The following is a 14,351-nucleotide window of genomic DNA, read 5'->3' as shown; positions in this document are numbered from 1 at the left end:
CAGCGCCGCCGCCCTCGTTGGTAGGCGGGTTATAGGGCTACCCCCGCCCGTTCGTCAACAGGGATGTTTCGAAAAAATGACATTTTTTCTAAGGTCCTGTGACAGAAGGTTTTTCACCTGTCGTGATGGTCCGGACAGGTTTTTCTATTTTGGCTGAGAGCGCGCATCAGTTCGAGCGATCTGCACCTTAGCGCTGCTGGGGGGTGTGAATGATCGACGGATGCCACCCTCCCGAGGTGTGCACTTTACCGGAGCACTCTATACAGTGGCGCCATGACCGCTTCCGTTTTTGCCTCCCTTCCCGATCTTCCCGTCAAAGCCGTTCTGCATCAGATCGGCGAAGCCCTCTCGACCGTCGGCCTTGCCATTCTGTCGGCCCCCCCGGGTGCCGGCAAGACGACGCTCGCGCCCCCCTTTCTGCTCGATGCGCCGTGGCGCGGAAACGGACGGATCATCCTCCTCGAGCCCCGGCGCCTGGCAGCCCGGGCTGCGGCCAGCCGCATCGCATCGCTTCTCGGGGAGGACATCGGCGGTCGAGCGGGGTATCGCATGCGACTCGACAGCCGTGTCACGGCCCGGACCTGCATCGAGGTCGTGACGGAGGGCGTGTTCGCCCGGATGGTGCTCGACGACCCGGAACTCAAGGGCGTAGCGGCGGTTCTCTTCGACGAGTTCCACGAGCGGTCGCTTGATGCGGATGTCGGTCTTGCCCTAGCCCTGGACGTGCGTCGCGCTCTGCGGGAAGATCTGCGCCTTCTCGTGATGTCGGCGACGCTCGACGTCGCTCGGGTCGCGGCGCTGTTGGGCAATCCCCCGATCATTGAGAGCCGCGGCCGCAGCTTTCCGATCGATATCCGCCACAGCGACCGGTTGCCGAACGAGCGGATCGAAGATGCCATGGCGCGGGCGATCCTCGAGGCGCATCGCGGGGAGGACGGGTCCATTCTGGCGTTTCTCCCGGGGCAGGCCGAGATCAAGCGGACGATCGAACGGCTGCAGGATCGGTTGCCCCCAACGACCGACATCATCGGGCTCTACGGGACGCTGAGCCAGGCCGAGCAGGACCGCGCCATCAGGCCGGTTCCGGACCGGCAGCGCAAGGTCGTGCTCGCGACCTCGATCGCCGAGACCTCGATCACCATCGACGGTGTGCGGATCGTGATTGATAGCGGTTTGCAGCGCCTGCCGGCCCATGAGGCGGCCACGGGCATCACACGGCTCGAAACCGTCCGCGTCTCCAAGGCCTCTGCCGATCAGCGCGCCGGACGCGCGGGACGCACCGAGCCCGGCATCGCCATCCGACTCTGGCATCCGGGACAGACGGCCGCGCTGCCGGCTTTCACGCCGCCGCAGATCCTTGCAAGCGACCTCTCGGGACTCGTGCTCGATCTGGCGCATTGGGGCGTGACCGATCCCTCCTCGATGGAATTTCTCGATGCACCGCCCGGCCCGGCCTGGCGCGAGGCCCGGACCCTGCTCGCGGCTCTCGGCGCCCTGGATGCCGAGGGCCGGCTGACGGAGGCCGGGCGGAAGATCCGGGAGCTCGCCTTGCCGCCGCGGCTTGCAGCGATGGCCGTGGGCGCGGCGTCGGAGGGACAGGGAATGACGGCTTGCGAGCTCTCCGTCCTCTTGACGGAACAGGGTCTGGGCGGCACCTCGATCGACCTGGAAGACCGGCTGCGGCAGTTTCGCGCGGACCGCAGTCCCCGCGGAGAGGCGGCACGAGGGCTTGCACAGCGGATGGCGTCCGACCTTGGCGTTCGGCGGACCGCTTCATCGGAGCAGGTTCTCGCAGGTGCCCTTCTGATCCGGGCCTTTCCCGATCGGATTGCCCTTCAGCGCGGTGGTCGGGGGCGATTCGTGATGGCGAATGGGCGAGGCGCCGAAGTGCCGGAAACCGAGCGCTTGTCCGGGGCGACCATGCTCGTCATCGCGGATCTCACGGGGGCGGCCGGGCGGCACCGGATCCTGGCAGCGGCCGAGATCCGTCGGGAGGATATCGTCGACCATCTCCCCTCCGCCATCACAACGGGAAACGAAACGTTTTTCGACCGCCAGAGCCGTCAGGTGCGGGCGCGGCGCGTCACGCGGATCGGCGCGATCGTTCTGGAAGAGACGCCCTTGACGCGGCCGGCAGGCCCGGATGCCGCGCTGGCGCTGGCGGAGGGGGTGCAGATGCTGGGGGTCGACGTTCTCCCGTTCTCGAAAGAAGGTCGCCAGCTCCGAGAGCGAATCGGCTTTCTGCACCGGAGACTGGGCGACCCCTGGCCTGATGTTTCCGATGCCGCGCTTCTCGACCGCCTCGGCGACTGGTTCGTGCCGTTCCAGACCAATGCACGGGCTCTCAGCGACATCGAGCCCGGCAGTCTCACGCAAGGGCTGCAGTCCTTGGTTCCGCAAGGCGCGGCGCGCGATCTGTCCGTTCTCGTGCCGACGCATTTCGAAGCACCGACCGGCAATCGACATGCGATTCGCTACGATGCCGACGAGCCGGTCCTCTCGATCCGGGTGCAGGAGCTGTTCGGGCTGACCGTACATCCGGCGATCGGCGGCGGACGTATACCCCTTCTCCTGGAGTTGATATCGCCGGGTCAGCGACCGATCCAGACGACGCGGGATCTTCCAGGCTTCTGGGCAGGATCCTGGAAGGACGTGCGTGCCGAGATGCGGGGCCGCTATCCGCGGCATCCCTGGCCGGAGGATCCGGCACAAGCCGCACCCACGGCGCGGGCCAAACCGAGGGGGACATGAATGGCACATCAGGATACGGCGCTGGAAACCGCAGCGACAGGATCGCGCGAGCCGGATGATCCGACCGCAAGCCGGTCCCTCCGGCTCCAGACCATCGTGCGGTTGCGGTGGCTGGCTGTTGCCGGGCAATCGATCGCGATCATCATCGTCGCTCTCTGGCTCCGATTTCCGATGCCCTTGATCGCCTGCTTCCTGCTGATCGCGCTTCTTGCCGTCGTCAACATCTATCTCACACTGCGCTATCCCCCGGCCCATCGGCTGCATCCGGTGGCCGCCTTCACGCTTCTCGGCATCGACCTCGCGCAACTGACGGCGCTTCTCTTCATGACGGGAGGCATTGCCAATCCGTTCGCCCCGCTCGTTTCGGTTCCCGTCATCATCTCCTCGGCGTCCCAGCCAAAATGGTACAGCGTTGCCCTCGCGCTGCTCGCCGTGGCCGGCGTCACCGCCCTCGCCTTCTCGCCGTATCCGCTGCCTTGGTACGATGGCGCCGTGCTGCTCGTGCCGCCCGCGCTGATGGTGGGATTCTGGTTCGCGATCGTGTCCACCACGGCGTTTGCCGCCTTCTATGCCTACCGCGTTTCGCTGGAGGCCAGCGAACTGGCCGAAGCGCTGGCCGCAACCGAGCTGGTCCTGCAGCGCGAGCAGCATCTGTCCCAGCTCGACGGTCTGGCGGCCGCCGCCGCGCATGAACTTGGTACGCCCCTGGCGACGATCAGCGTGGTGGCCAAGGAAATGGAGCGTGAACTCGGCAACGATCCGAGATTCGGCGAGGACGTGCAGCTGCTGCGCAGCCAGAGCGAGAGATGCCGCGACATCCTGCGTCGGCTGACGACGCTCTCTTCGAACGACGAGGCGCATATGCGCTACCTTCCGCTCTCCTCCATGATCGAAGAGGTTCTGGCGCCGCATCGGGAGTTCGACATCGACATCACCCTGGTGGAGATCTCCGGTCGCAAGGGAGAACCGGTCGGCACACGCAATGCCGGCATTCTCTATGGGCTTGGGAATCTCGTTGAAAATGCTGTCGACTATGCAAAGACGGAGGTGGTCGTCACCGTAGAACACTCCGCCAATCGCGTTTCCGTGACGATCGAGGACGATGGCGATGGTTATGCGCCCGACATTCTCAGCCGGATCGGTGAACCCTATGTCACGCGGCGGCAACGCGACGATACGGCAGGCGGGCTTGGGCTTGGACTGTTCATCGCCAAGACGCTTCTGGAGCGGTCAGGCGCGACACTTGTCTTCGAGAATGGCGGGCCCGAAAAGCCGGGCGCGCGCGTCAGCGTCGAATGGCCGCGGTCCCTGATGGACACCAAGCCGGCGAAATGAACGAGCATGCCCTTCCGCTTCAGGCGGGGGTCCTTATCTATTCATGCATGAGACGAAGCTGCGCAACAGAGACCTGGACGGGACAGAGGGGATCGTCATGAGCGAAAAAGCGGACGCCGGGCTCGGCGAAACGTCTTCAAACACTTTGGACGAGGCCATCGGGCTCGATCCATCGCTGCTGATCGTCGATGACGACGGTCCCTTCGTGCGCCGTCTGGCCCGGGCAATGGAACAGCGCGGCTTTGCGGTCGAGATCGCAGAATCCGTGGCAGACGGCATCGCTCAGGCCAAACGCCATCCGCCGAAATATGCGGTGGTCGATCTCCGGCTCGGCGACGGCAGTGGGCTCGACGTAATCGAGGCGATCCGCAGCTGCCGGGATGACACACGCATCATCATGCTCACCGGGTACGGCAATATTGCCACGGCCGTGAATGCTGTGAAACTCGGTGCGGTGGACTATCTGTCCAAGCCCGCCGATGCAGACGAAGTCTACAATGCGCTTGTCCAGAGCGACGGCGACAAGGCGGAACTGCCGGAGAACCCGATGTCGGCCGATCGCGTCCGTTGGGAACATATCCAACGCGTTTTCGAGATCTGCGAACGCAATGTGTCGGAAACCGCGCGGCGGCTGAACATGCATCGGCGGACGCTGCAGCGGATCCTTGCCAAGCGAGCCCCGAAGTAAGCGTCAGAGATCGCTGTCCTGTGCACCCGACATGATCTCCGAAAGGGGCGAGTCATCGCCGGTGCCCCCGACACACCATTCCGCGAGCATCAGTCGCTGTGCGGCGGCGCGCGCGAAGTTGAGGGTGACCGACTTGCGCTGCGGTGCGGAAAGACGGTGTTCGGGCGCATCACGGATGATGTCGGCGCCATAACCGTCGGACAGAAACAGCCCGCAATCCTCCGGGAAAATGTCGAGCGGCACTTCCGCATGCGTGGCGAAGAAGAGCCGGTCGCAATGCAGCCTGTAATCGGGCCATTTCCGATCCACCCGGAAATCCTCGATCGAGGTCTTGATCTCCACAATCCAGATCTCGCCCTTGGGCGCGATCGAGGCAAGGTCGGCCCGACGGCCGCCCGCCAGCGTCAGTTCCGGCATGACGGCGTGGCGCAGGTCGTAGAGATAGCGCTGAAGGCCACGACGCACGAGCATCGCGCGGCGAGACTGCCGCCCGTCGACAAGCGGAGTGGTGGCGTGGAGCGAAACGATCGGCATGGTAACTCCTCAGTGTCATGCGCTTCAAACGCCTGACAGAGGCGTCTTTGTTGCAAAAAAACCATCCACGCCGAATTTGAATCAGCGGAACTTCATGCTGCAGCGCATTCCCTTGCAAGGACCCGACGAATGGAAAATAAGCATAGTGGCTGATGGTCGAACCACTCGAGCCGTCCTTCGCTCCCTTTTAAGAGATTCTCATGCGCACCCGCAACGCATTCTTCCTGTGCAGCCTTCTGGCAAGCGTCGCTCTGGCCGGCTGCTCGACGGCACCTGTCACCACATCCAACATGCCGATCCAGCACGTTGCGACCAACCAGATCTTCTCCGACGGTTACGGCCCTGTCGAAGATCACGGATATGCGCTTCCGGCAATTCCGATCAACCGTGTGGACCAGCGCTTCCATCGCCAGATCGTCGATTACGCGACGAACGAGCCGGTCGGCACGATCGTGGTCAACACGCCGAACCGCTTCCTTTATTACGTGCTGCCGGGTGGAAAGGCTGTCCGCTACGGGATCGGCGTTGGCAAGCAGGGCTTTGCCTGGCAGGGCCGCGCCTATGTCGCGTGGAAGCAGGAATGGCCGACATGGCATCCGCCGAAGGAGATGGCCGAGCGTCGTCCCGACGTCGCACAATATGTCGAAGCGGGCATGGGCCCGGGCCTGCGCAATCCGCTCGGCGCACGCGCGCTCTACCTCTTCAATGAGGAAGGCAAGGATACGCTGTTCCGCCTGCACGGCACGCCGGAATGGAACTCGATCGGAACGGCAGCGTCCTCGGGCTGCATCCGCCTGATGAACCAGGACATCATCGATCTTTATTCGCGCGTTCGCCCTGGCAAGGGCACGCTGGTCGTCGTGCAGCAGTAAGCCAACACGTCGCGGCATCTCGGTGCGCAAGAAAAAACCCGGATTGCTCCGGGTTTTTTTGTGCGTCTCATGCGCGCGATGCCGCTTTCAGTTCGAGGCGACGGCGGTGAAGGACCGGCTCCGTATAGCCATTGGGCTGTTCGCGGCCCTTGAAGACGAGATCGAGCGCTGCCTGGAATGCGACGGAGGTGTCGAAATCCGTCGCCATCGGGCGATAGGCCGCATCGTCCGCATTCTGCCGATCAACGATCGCGGCCATGCGTCGCATCGTCTCCGTGACCTGGTCTGCCGAGACAACGTCGTGATGCAGCCAGTTCGCCATGTGTTGGGCGGAGATGCGTAAGGTGGCGCGATCTTCCATCAGTCCGATATTGTTGATGTCGGGGACTTTGGAACAGCCGACGCCCTGATCAATCCAACGGACGACGTAGCCGAGAATGCCTTGGGCATTGTTGTCGAGTTCGCGCTGGATTTCGTCCGGCGTCCAGTTCGGGCGGGTTGCAACGGGAATAGACAGGATATCGTCAAGTTTGGCGCGCGGCCGGGTCTTCAGACCTTTCTGAACGTCGGCGACATCGACCGTATGATAGTGCGTCGCGTGGAGCGTGGCTGCTGTCGGCGAGGGAACCCAGGCGGTGTTGGCGCCCGCCTTGGGATGCGCGATTTTCTGCTCCAGCATCGCCGCCATCAGATCCGGCATGGCCCACATGCCCTTGCCGATCTGAGCATGACCGGAAAGACCGCAGGCCAGACCGATATCGACGTTCCAGTTTTCATAGGCCGCGATCCACGCTGCCTGTTTCATGTCGCCCTTCCGAATCATCGGACCGGCTTCCATGGAGGTGTGGATCTCGTCTCCGGTCCGGTCGAGGAAACCGGTATTGATGAACACGACACGCTCACGCGCCGCGCGAATGCAGGCCTTGAGGTTGACCGTCGTGCGGCGCTCTTCATCCATGATGCCCATCTTGATCGTGTTCGGCGCCATACCCAGCGCTTGCTCGACACGCGAAAAGATCTCGCAGGCAAAAGCCACTTCGTCGGGGCCGTGCATCTTGGGCTTCACGACATACATCGAGCCTTCCCGTGAATTCATGCGGCGCCCGGCGGGACCAATGTCCCGCAGGGCGATCAGGGCCGTGATCATGGCGTCCATGATGCCTTCCGGCACTTCGTTACCATCCCGATCCAAAATGGCAGGGTTCGTCATGAGGTGACCCACATTGCGCACGAGCATCAGCGCCCGGCCCTTCAATGTCGTTTCGCTGCCGTCGGGCGCCGTCAGGGCGACATCCGGGTGAAGCCGGCGGGTGAAGCTGCGTCCCCCCTTCGACACATCTTCGGCAAGTGTGCCGTCCATCAGGCCGAGCCAGTTTCGGTAAATCAGCGTCTTGTCGTCGGCATCGACGGCTGCCACGGAATCCTCGCAGTCCATGATCGCGGTGATGGCGGATTCGAGCACGATATCGGAGATATGCGCCGCGTCCCCGGCACCGGTGGCCGTCGTGGCATCGATGACGATCTGGACATGCAATGCGTTGCGCCTGAGAAAGATCGACGCAGGCGCCGCAGCATCACCCGTGAAACCGACGAACTGGGCCGGGTCTTTCAACGCCAGCGTACCATCGTTCAGGATCAGACGACCCTCTGCCACCATGATCGAGCGAAGATCGGTCCAGCTCGCCCCTGCGAGCGGTGCGCTGGAATCCAGAAAGTTGCGCGCCCAGGCGATGACCTTGCTGCCGCGGACGGGATTATAGGTCTTGCCTTTTTCCGCACCGCCGTCGTCGGATATCGCATCCGTGCCATAGAGAGCGTCGTAGAGGGAGCCCCAGCGCGCGTTGGCGGCGTTGAGTGCGTAACGCGCGTTCATCACGGGAACGACCAGCTGAGGCCCTGCAATCAGGGCAATCTCAGGATCGACCGTCGCTGTCGAGACCGTGAAATCCGGTCCTTCCGGCAGGAGATAGCCGATGTCCATGAGAAAATCCGTATAGGCCTTCATGTCCACCGGGACGCCGTGTTCACGGTACCACGCGTCGATCTTGGCCTGCAGAGCGTCGCGGACCTGCAGGAGAGCCCGATTCTTCGGAGCGAGGTCGTGGACGATTGCCGAGAAGCTTTCGAAGAAGCGGTCGGGCACCAAACCCGTGCCCGCCAACGCTTCATTGACGAGGAAGGCGTGCAGGCCCTGCTCGATCTTCAGCCCCTGTATGTCGATACGGTTCATGAGGTCTCCTCGCTCTGTCCCATTGCGTGCCCTGCAATGTCCGCACGCCCGTGCCGAAGTCAACGTCTTCCGCTGGATACCGTATCCGGCGCAGCCGTCTCACCGTCGCGTCACGCGCATGGGAATACCGCCCTGCGGTTGGGTCGTCAGTCTCTGGACAGGCCACGGACGTGTCTGCGGTGTCACATCGAAGCGATAGTCTTTCATCAGCACACCGAGGGCAATGACGGCCTCCTGCAGCGCAAAGGTTGCGCCAATGCAGACGCGAGGGCCAGCGCCGAAGGGCAGATATTGGTATCGGTGCAGGCTCTCGCGATGGCCGGGCAGGAAGCGCTGCGGAATGAAGGCGCGTGGACTTTCCCAATAGAGCGTATGCCGATGCAGGGTCCAGGGCATGACCAAAACCGAGACGCCTTTGGCGATGTCGACGCGCTCGCCGGTCGGCGATGTCCAACTGTCTGCCGCGATGGCCGCACGGTTGATCGAGGGGGCCGGGGGATAGAGCCGCATGGACTCCTCGAACGCGGCGCGGACATGCGGCATGTTTTCCAGCCAGTCGACCGGATCCGTGCCGTCCCCGATGACCCGGTCGATTTCGGCCTCCATCAGGGTGCGGAATTCGGGCAGATGCGCGACGCAATAGAGCGTCCAGCCCAGCGCCCGCGCGGTCGTCTCATGGCCGGCGCCGATGAATGTCAGGATATTGTCCGCGATCTCGTCGGCGTGCAGTCCGTCCGGGCCTTCCCGCTCGAGCAGCAGCGTCAGGAAATCCTGCGGCACCGTATCGGGATGGGCGCGCATCTGCCGACGGCGCTCTTCCATGGTGGCGGTCACGACCTTGCCAAAGCGTCGCATCAGTTTTCCGCTTCCCCAACGCGTGATCCGGGGGATCCAGGAGGGAGCAAGCAGCATATCCATGGGATCGACACGGCCCATGCTGCCGAGGAGCGCCTCGACGTCTTGGGTAAAGGCCTCGGTTTCCGCGGCGATCTGCCCGGAAAACAGGGTCTCTGCCAGAATGTCGTAGGTCAGCTCGGTCATGTCGGTGGCGATATCGACGGGAAGACCGTCGCTGGCAGCCCGGGCATACCGGCCCGCATAGCGTTCGCATGTCGAGAGCATCTTGTCGGCGAAGCCCTTGGCGTGACGTGGCGTGAAAACCGGCGCCACCGCCTTGCGCGTCCGCTTCCATGTGGGCCCTTCGGCCGTCAGAAGACCATCGCGCAGGATTGGCCGCAGCACGAGCCTGCGCACTTCCGACATCTCATAATTTGCGACGTTTTCAACCAGGATATAGCGAATGAGGCCGGGATCATTGACGATCAAGGTCTGTTGGTTGACGAACCGGGTTTCGATCCAGGGAAGCGTATAGGATTGCTCGCTCCAAAGTTCGAGCGGATTGCGCAGGACTGTCCGGAGAACCTCGAACTTGGAAAGTTCTCGAGCGCGAGGAACGGGGGCCGGCGGCTCGAATGTTCGGGAAATCATGTCCATGAATCTCTGCCTTTAAAAGGAAAGCGGGCCTTGGAGGGTCAGAGAAGTGCCTTCAGTTCGGACAGTTTCTCGTTCACCAGCCAGCCATAATAGTTTTCCTCCGGCCACTGCATGCTGCCGGATCGGTTCTTGGCGGCAAGCGCTGCCGCCCGCTGGTCGGGATTTCCGATGTTGTAGAGCGTTGCCGTGATGCCCGGATTGTTGCTGATGTCGATGTCGGCCACCGAGCGATAGACGTCGATCGAGTGGCGAATGACCGCTGCCATGTAGGCCAGCGACTGGTCGGGATCCATGATCGCCTTGTACACATCGGCCGCACTGTTTTCGTCCAGCCGATCATAGCCGGAAACGCGCGAAACCGTGTCAGTCATCATCAGCGCCGTCAGGGGATTGATCTGTCCCAGTCCAAAGGTCTGACCGGCGTAGAACGGCTGGAAGAAGACGGCAGAGAAACGGTTGTTCGGAAACGCGGTGCCGTCGACCGTTTCGCCGCGAAACTGCTTGTCCCAGACACTCTCGCGGCAGCTCCAAAGGGCGTAGGATCCCTTCTTGTTCGCGCAGACGGAGAATTGCGGGCGATCGACGAAATCGGCGATCGATTCGCCTTCATATGCGAAACGGAAGCTGTCTCCGGCATAAGCCGCCGCCTTGACATAATAGGACTGAAGACGATCGTAGGCATCGACATTGTAGGTGTGTTCGCCGACGATCGCGCCGACCATGTGGATCGGGTCGATCCCGTAAGCACGTGCGGTCGACTTGATCTTTCCCATCAACTTGCTGTCCGTCGCAAGCAGCTGGCGCACCTTCTCGTATTTGGCATCGAAGGTCGACTTTCCGGCCTTCGTCCGACGAACCGAGGCGCCTGGCACCGAAGGCTGTTCCGCATTGCGGTTGCCTTCCGGCATGACGTGCATCTCCGCTCTGGCCGGCGATCCTGAGGCCGCAAGGCCCGAAACGAATAGGCTTGAAGCGATCACGGCCGTGGCGAGGGCAAGAGCGGGAACGATTTTGCGCAAGGCTTCAGTCTCCAAAGGGTGCAGCAGTTGCGCCCGTGATGCGGCGTAAAGGTGTCGGAATCATGCCAAACGTCCTATCCGTCGCGGCTTTGGCCATTCCTCTGGCAGTCTGCACCTGACTGCAACCCCAAGGCCGCTGCGCTTGTGGAAGGCGCAGCGCAAGCGGTCGTGAGCATCAAAGAATGTACCGCGACAGGTCCGTGTTGGCAGCGAGGTCGCCGACGTGCTTGCGCACATAGGCGGCATCGATCGGGAGATGCTCGCCCGACTTGTCGGGCGCAGCAAATGAAATCTCGTCGAGAACGCGTTCCATAACCGTCTGCAGCCGGCGTGCCCCGATGTTCTCGACGCTGGCGTTGAGATGCACCGCGACATCTGCCAGAGCATCGAGCGCATCGTCGGAAAAGTCGAGGTGGACACCTTCGGTTTCCAGCAGGGCCTTGTACTGGCGAATCAGGCTTGCTTCGGTTTCCGTCAGGATCCGGCGGAAGTCTTCCTTCGTCAGCGCTTTCAGCTCGACGCGAATCGGCAGGCGGCCCTGAAGTTCCGGCAGGAGATCGGACGGCTTCGAGACATGAAAGGCGCCGGATGCGATGAAGAGAATATGGTCGGTCTTTACCGGCCCGTACTTCGTCGCGACGGTCGTGCCTTCCACCAGCGGCAACAGATCGCGCTGCACCCCTTCTCGCGAGACGCCGGCTCCCATGCCGCCGTCGCGGGCCGCGATCTTATCGATCTCGTCCAGGAAGACGATTCCGTCATTTTCTGCGGAGCGTACGGCCTCCCGCTGGATCTGCTCGTTGTCGAGCAGCTTGTCGGACTCGTCGTCGATCAGCAGTGCATAGGATTCCTTCACCGTCGTGCGCACCTTCTTGGTGCGACCGCCCATGGCTTTTCCGAACATTTCCGACAGATTGAGCACGCCGATATTCGCGCCCGGCATGCCGGGAATCTCGAAACCGCCGCTGGGGCTCGCACTATCGGCGACCTCGATGTCGATCTCCTTGTCGTCAAGCTCATTCTCACGAAGCTTGCGGCGAAAGCTGTCGCGGGTTGCGGGCGATGCCGTGCTGCCGACAAGGGCATCAAGAACGCGCTCTTCTGCATTCTGATGGGCTTTTGCCTTGACCTCGCCGCGCTTCTTGTCCCGCACGAGGCCAATGCCGACCTCGACCAGATCACGGATGATCTGCTCGACATCCCGACCGACGTAGCCGACTTCGGTGAACTTCGTGGCTTCGACCTTAATGAAGGGTGCGCCGGCAAGCTTGGCCAGTCGACGCGAGATCTCGGTCTTGCCGACACCGGTCGGTCCGATCATCAGAATGTTCTTCGGCATCACCTCGTCGCGCAACTCGTCAGGAAGCTGCTGCCGGCGCCAGCGGTTGCGCAGTGCGATGGCGACAGCGCGCTTCGCATCGTGCTGACCGATGATGTAGCGGTCGAGTTCGGAAACAATCTCGCGGGGGGAAAAGGTGGTCATGGTGTGTCCATTTCTTCAATCTGGTGATCCAGTGCCATGAGATAGGCCGGACCGTAATGACTGTGACGCTGGTCGATGAAGCGAAATCCGGATTTCTCATAGGCGCGGATCGCCCGTGAATTTTCCGGATGCGGGTCGACGATGATCCGCAGCGTGCCTGTCGCAAAAAGCCGTGCGGCGAACTGCAAGGCGATACCGCCGCCGTGCCCCCGGCCGACATCCTCAGGCGCGCCGATGGCCATATCGATACCGACGGTTGCCACCGGCTGGTCGCGATAGGGATGGTCTCTTTCGCGGTGCGGATCGTAGGCCTGGAGATAAGCGATCGGACGGCCCTCCCATTCGACGATCATCGGCTGGATCTCTCCTGTCTCCATTGCCCTCGCAATGGCTTCGAGTTCGACCTCCGCCGCGCCCCACCAAGCCCTCACATGCGGCTCTGCAAACCACTGAGCCAGACGGGGGAAATCCGCGCGATGCAGGCGCCGAAATCCATATCGTTCATCCGGCTCCGATGGCGTGCTCAGCCAGCAGTCTGACAGCATGGCTCAAGCGGCATCCAGCGTTTCGACGACGATGTTGCCATTGGTGTAGACGCAGATATCGCCAGCGATCTCCATGGCGCGGCGAGCGATCTCCTCGGCGGTACGCTCTGAATCCATTAGGGCCCGCGCTGCCGCGTAGGCGTAGTTTCCGCCGGAGCCGATGGCGATCGTGCCGTGCTCCGGCTCCAGGACGTCGCCGTTTCCGGTGATCGCCAGGGTGATCGACTTGTCGGCGACCAGCATCATGGCTTCGAGATTGCGCAGATATTTGTTGGTCCGCCAATCCTTGGCGAGTTCGACGGCGGCGCGCATCAGCTGATCGGGATATTGCTCAAGCTTGGCTTCGAGCCGTTCGAGCAGGGTGAACGCATCGGCTGTTGCCCCGGCAAAGCCGGCAATGACCTGGCCCTTGCCGAGACGGCGCACCTTGCGGGCGTTCGCCTTCATCACCGTCTGACCGAGACTGACCTGGCCGTCGCCGGCCATGACCACCTGGCCGCCTTTGCGCACCGTGATGATCGTGGTCGCATGCATGGTTCCGTAGGGGTTATGTTCGCTCATGAAAGTCCTGTTGCCTTCCGCACCGCACAGGGTGCCGGGCGTTTGATGACGGGATATCGCGATCTATGTAAGAATGCCGCGAGCGATTGCAAAGGGTGGCCCGGGCGGCCGCACCAACACCTGTTCCTGCACGGACGACGGGCGACAATCGAAGCTGGATATTTACTGGCCGGCCTGATATCAGGCGACTTTCACACACCGGAGTTCCCGATGGCAGAGGCAGAAGGCCGCACCGGCAGCATATCCCGCAAGACCAATGAGACGTCCGTCTCGGTGTCCGTCTCGATCGACGGAACCGGGGCATCGACGATCTCGACGGGGGTCGGATTTTTCGACCATATGCTCGACCAGCTGTCGCGTCATTCCCTGATCGACATGGTGATCGAGGCGAAGGGCGACCTGCATGTCGACGATCACCATACCGTCGAAGATACCGGTATTGCCATTGGCCAAGCGATCGCGAGGGCGCTCGGCGACCGGCGCGGCATTACGCGCTATGCCTCGATCGACCTTGCGATGGACGAGACGATGACCCGCGCCGCGGTGGATGTTTCCGGTCGCCCGTTTCTCGTCTGGAACGTTGCGTTCTCCGCGCCGAAAATCGGCACGTTCGATACGGAACTGGTGCGGGAATTCTTTCACGCGCTGGCGCAGAACGCCGGTATCACGCTGCACGTTCAGAACATCTACGGCGCGAACAACCACCATATCGCCGAGACGTGCTTCAAGGCCGTGGCGCGTGTACTGCGCGCGGCAACGGAGATCGATCCTCGCCAGGCAGGTCGCATCCCTTCGACGAAGGGAACGCTGGCCTAACGCGTGAGGAGCAAGGGATCGGC

At 62.6% G+C, this 14,351-nt stretch carries 12 protein-coding genes; 5 read left to right on the top strand and 7 right to left on the bottom strand.

From position 1 onward, the window contains the following. Positions 1-273 precede the first annotated feature (273 nt). From hrpB to ASG03_RS01690, 3 genes are all read left to right on the top strand, one after another. A complete protein-coding gene (gene hrpB / locus ASG03_RS01700; protein WP_062691714.1) occupies positions 274-2,751 on the top strand; it encodes an ATP-dependent helicase HrpB in 2,478 nt (825 codons plus the stop codon). Next, a complete protein-coding gene (locus ASG03_RS01695) occupies positions 2,752-4,086 on the top strand; it encodes an ActS/PrrB/RegB family redox-sensitive histidine kinase (protein ID WP_062691712.1) in 1,335 nt (444 codons plus the stop codon). Between the two features lie 97 nt (positions 4,087-4,183). Next, complete coding sequence (locus tag ASG03_RS01690) at positions 4,184-4,774, top strand: ActR/PrrA/RegA family redox response regulator transcription factor (protein ID WP_062477198.1); 591 nt, start codon at positions 4,184-4,186, stop codon at positions 4,772-4,774. A gap of 3 nt (positions 4,775-4,777) precedes the next feature. Here ASG03_RS01690 and ASG03_RS01685 read toward each other — a convergent pair whose 3' ends face one another. Beyond that, positions 4,778-5,308 (bottom strand): MmcB family DNA repair protein, encoded by a 531-nt coding sequence (locus ASG03_RS01685; RefSeq protein WP_062691710.1) that lies wholly within the window; start codon positions 5,306-5,308, stop codon positions 4,778-4,780. 200 nt (positions 5,309-5,508) lie between these two features. On the opposite strand from ASG03_RS01685, the gene ASG03_RS01680 reads away from it, so the two are divergent. Then, positions 5,509-6,180: a L,D-transpeptidase gene (locus ASG03_RS01680; protein WP_062477204.1), complete on the top strand. Its 672-nt coding sequence runs from the start codon at positions 5,509-5,511 to the stop codon at positions 6,178-6,180. 67 nt (positions 6,181-6,247) lie between these two features. Here ASG03_RS01680 and ASG03_RS01675 read toward each other — a convergent pair whose 3' ends face one another. The 6 genes from ASG03_RS01675 to hslV all read right to left on the bottom strand — a co-directional run bounded on the left by ASG03_RS01675 (position 6,248) and on the right by hslV (position 13,512). Further along, the gene (locus ASG03_RS01675) at positions 6,248-8,410 is read right to left on the bottom strand and encodes a malate synthase G (protein WP_062691708.1); all 2,163 of its coding nucleotides are present in this window, start codon (positions 8,408-8,410) and stop codon (positions 6,248-6,250) included. A gap of 99 nt (positions 8,411-8,509) precedes the next feature. Next, positions 8,510-9,904 carry a cytochrome P450 gene (locus tag ASG03_RS01670; protein WP_062691706.1) on the bottom strand — a complete coding sequence of 465 codons (1,395 nt, stop codon included), beginning with the start codon at positions 9,902-9,904 and terminating at the stop codon, positions 8,510-8,512. Positions 9,905-9,942: 38 nt separating this feature from the next. Further along, entirely contained in the window at positions 9,943-10,923 is a 981-nt protein-coding gene (locus ASG03_RS01665; RefSeq protein ID WP_062691704.1) for a DUF1402 family protein, read from the bottom strand. 175 nt (positions 10,924-11,098) lie between these two features. Further along, positions 11,099-12,406 carry an ATP-dependent protease ATPase subunit HslU gene (gene hslU, locus ASG03_RS01660; protein WP_062477216.1) on the bottom strand — a complete coding sequence of 436 codons (1,308 nt, stop codon included), beginning with the start codon at positions 12,404-12,406 and terminating at the stop codon, positions 11,099-11,101. Beyond that, positions 12,403-12,951: a GNAT family N-acetyltransferase gene (locus ASG03_RS01655; protein ID WP_062691702.1), complete on the bottom strand. Its 549-nt coding sequence runs from the start codon at positions 12,949-12,951 to the stop codon at positions 12,403-12,405. The genes hslU and ASG03_RS01655 overlap by 4 nt, the downstream gene beginning before the upstream one ends. 3 nt (positions 12,952-12,954) lie before the next feature. Next, positions 12,955-13,512 (bottom strand): ATP-dependent protease subunit HslV, encoded by a 558-nt coding sequence (hslV, locus tag ASG03_RS01650; protein WP_062477221.1) that lies wholly within the window; start codon positions 13,510-13,512, stop codon positions 12,955-12,957. A gap of 210 nt (positions 13,513-13,722) precedes the next feature. On the opposite strand from hslV, the gene hisB reads away from it, so the two are divergent. After that, entirely contained in the window at positions 13,723-14,328 is a 606-nt protein-coding gene (gene hisB, locus ASG03_RS01645) for an imidazoleglycerol-phosphate dehydratase HisB (RefSeq protein ID WP_062477224.1), read from the top strand. Positions 14,329-14,351: the final 23 nt, after the last annotated feature.

The organism is Rhizobium sp. Leaf341 (assembly GCF_001424325.1).
Lineage (GTDB): Bacteria > Pseudomonadota > Alphaproteobacteria > Rhizobiales > Rhizobiaceae > Ferranicluibacter.
The sequence above is the reverse complement of the archived record's forward strand: the minus strand, read 5'-3'. Positions and strand labels throughout refer to the sequence as shown.

What these genes read in the sequence shown, in the direction of transcription:
- ASG03_RS01675 (WP_062691708.1), bottom strand. Translation starts at nt 8,410, where the DNA reads ATGAACCGTATCGACATACAGGGGCTGAAGATCGAGCAGGGCCTGCAC.
- ASG03_RS01655 (WP_062691702.1), bottom strand. Translation starts at nt 12,951, where the DNA reads ATGCTGTCAGACTGCTGGCTGAGCACGCCATCGGAGCCGGATGAACGA.
- hrpB (WP_062691714.1), top strand. Translation starts at nt 274, where the DNA reads ATGACCGCTTCCGTTTTTGCCTCCCTTCCCGATCTTCCCGTCAAAGCC.
- ASG03_RS01680 (WP_062477204.1), top strand. Translation starts at nt 5,509, where the DNA reads ATGCGCACCCGCAACGCATTCTTCCTGTGCAGCCTTCTGGCAAGCGTC.
- hisB (WP_062477224.1), top strand. Translation starts at nt 13,723, where the DNA reads ATGGCAGAGGCAGAAGGCCGCACCGGCAGCATATCCCGCAAGACCAAT.
- hslV (WP_062477221.1), bottom strand. Translation starts at nt 13,512, where the DNA reads ATGAGCGAACATAACCCCTACGGAACCATGCATGCGACCACGATCATC.
- ASG03_RS01685 (WP_062691710.1), bottom strand. Translation starts at nt 5,308, where the DNA reads ATGCCGATCGTTTCGCTCCACGCCACCACTCCGCTTGTCGACGGGCGG.
- ASG03_RS01690 (WP_062477198.1), top strand. Translation starts at nt 4,184, where the DNA reads ATGAGCGAAAAAGCGGACGCCGGGCTCGGCGAAACGTCTTCAAACACT.
- ASG03_RS01695 (WP_062691712.1), top strand. Translation starts at nt 2,752, where the DNA reads ATGGCACATCAGGATACGGCGCTGGAAACCGCAGCGACAGGATCGCGC.
- ASG03_RS01670 (WP_062691706.1), bottom strand. Translation starts at nt 9,904, where the DNA reads ATGGACATGATTTCCCGAACATTCGAGCCGCCGGCCCCCGTTCCTCGC.
- hslU (WP_062477216.1), bottom strand. Translation starts at nt 12,406, where the DNA reads ATGACCACCTTTTCCCCCCGCGAGATTGTTTCCGAACTCGACCGCTAC.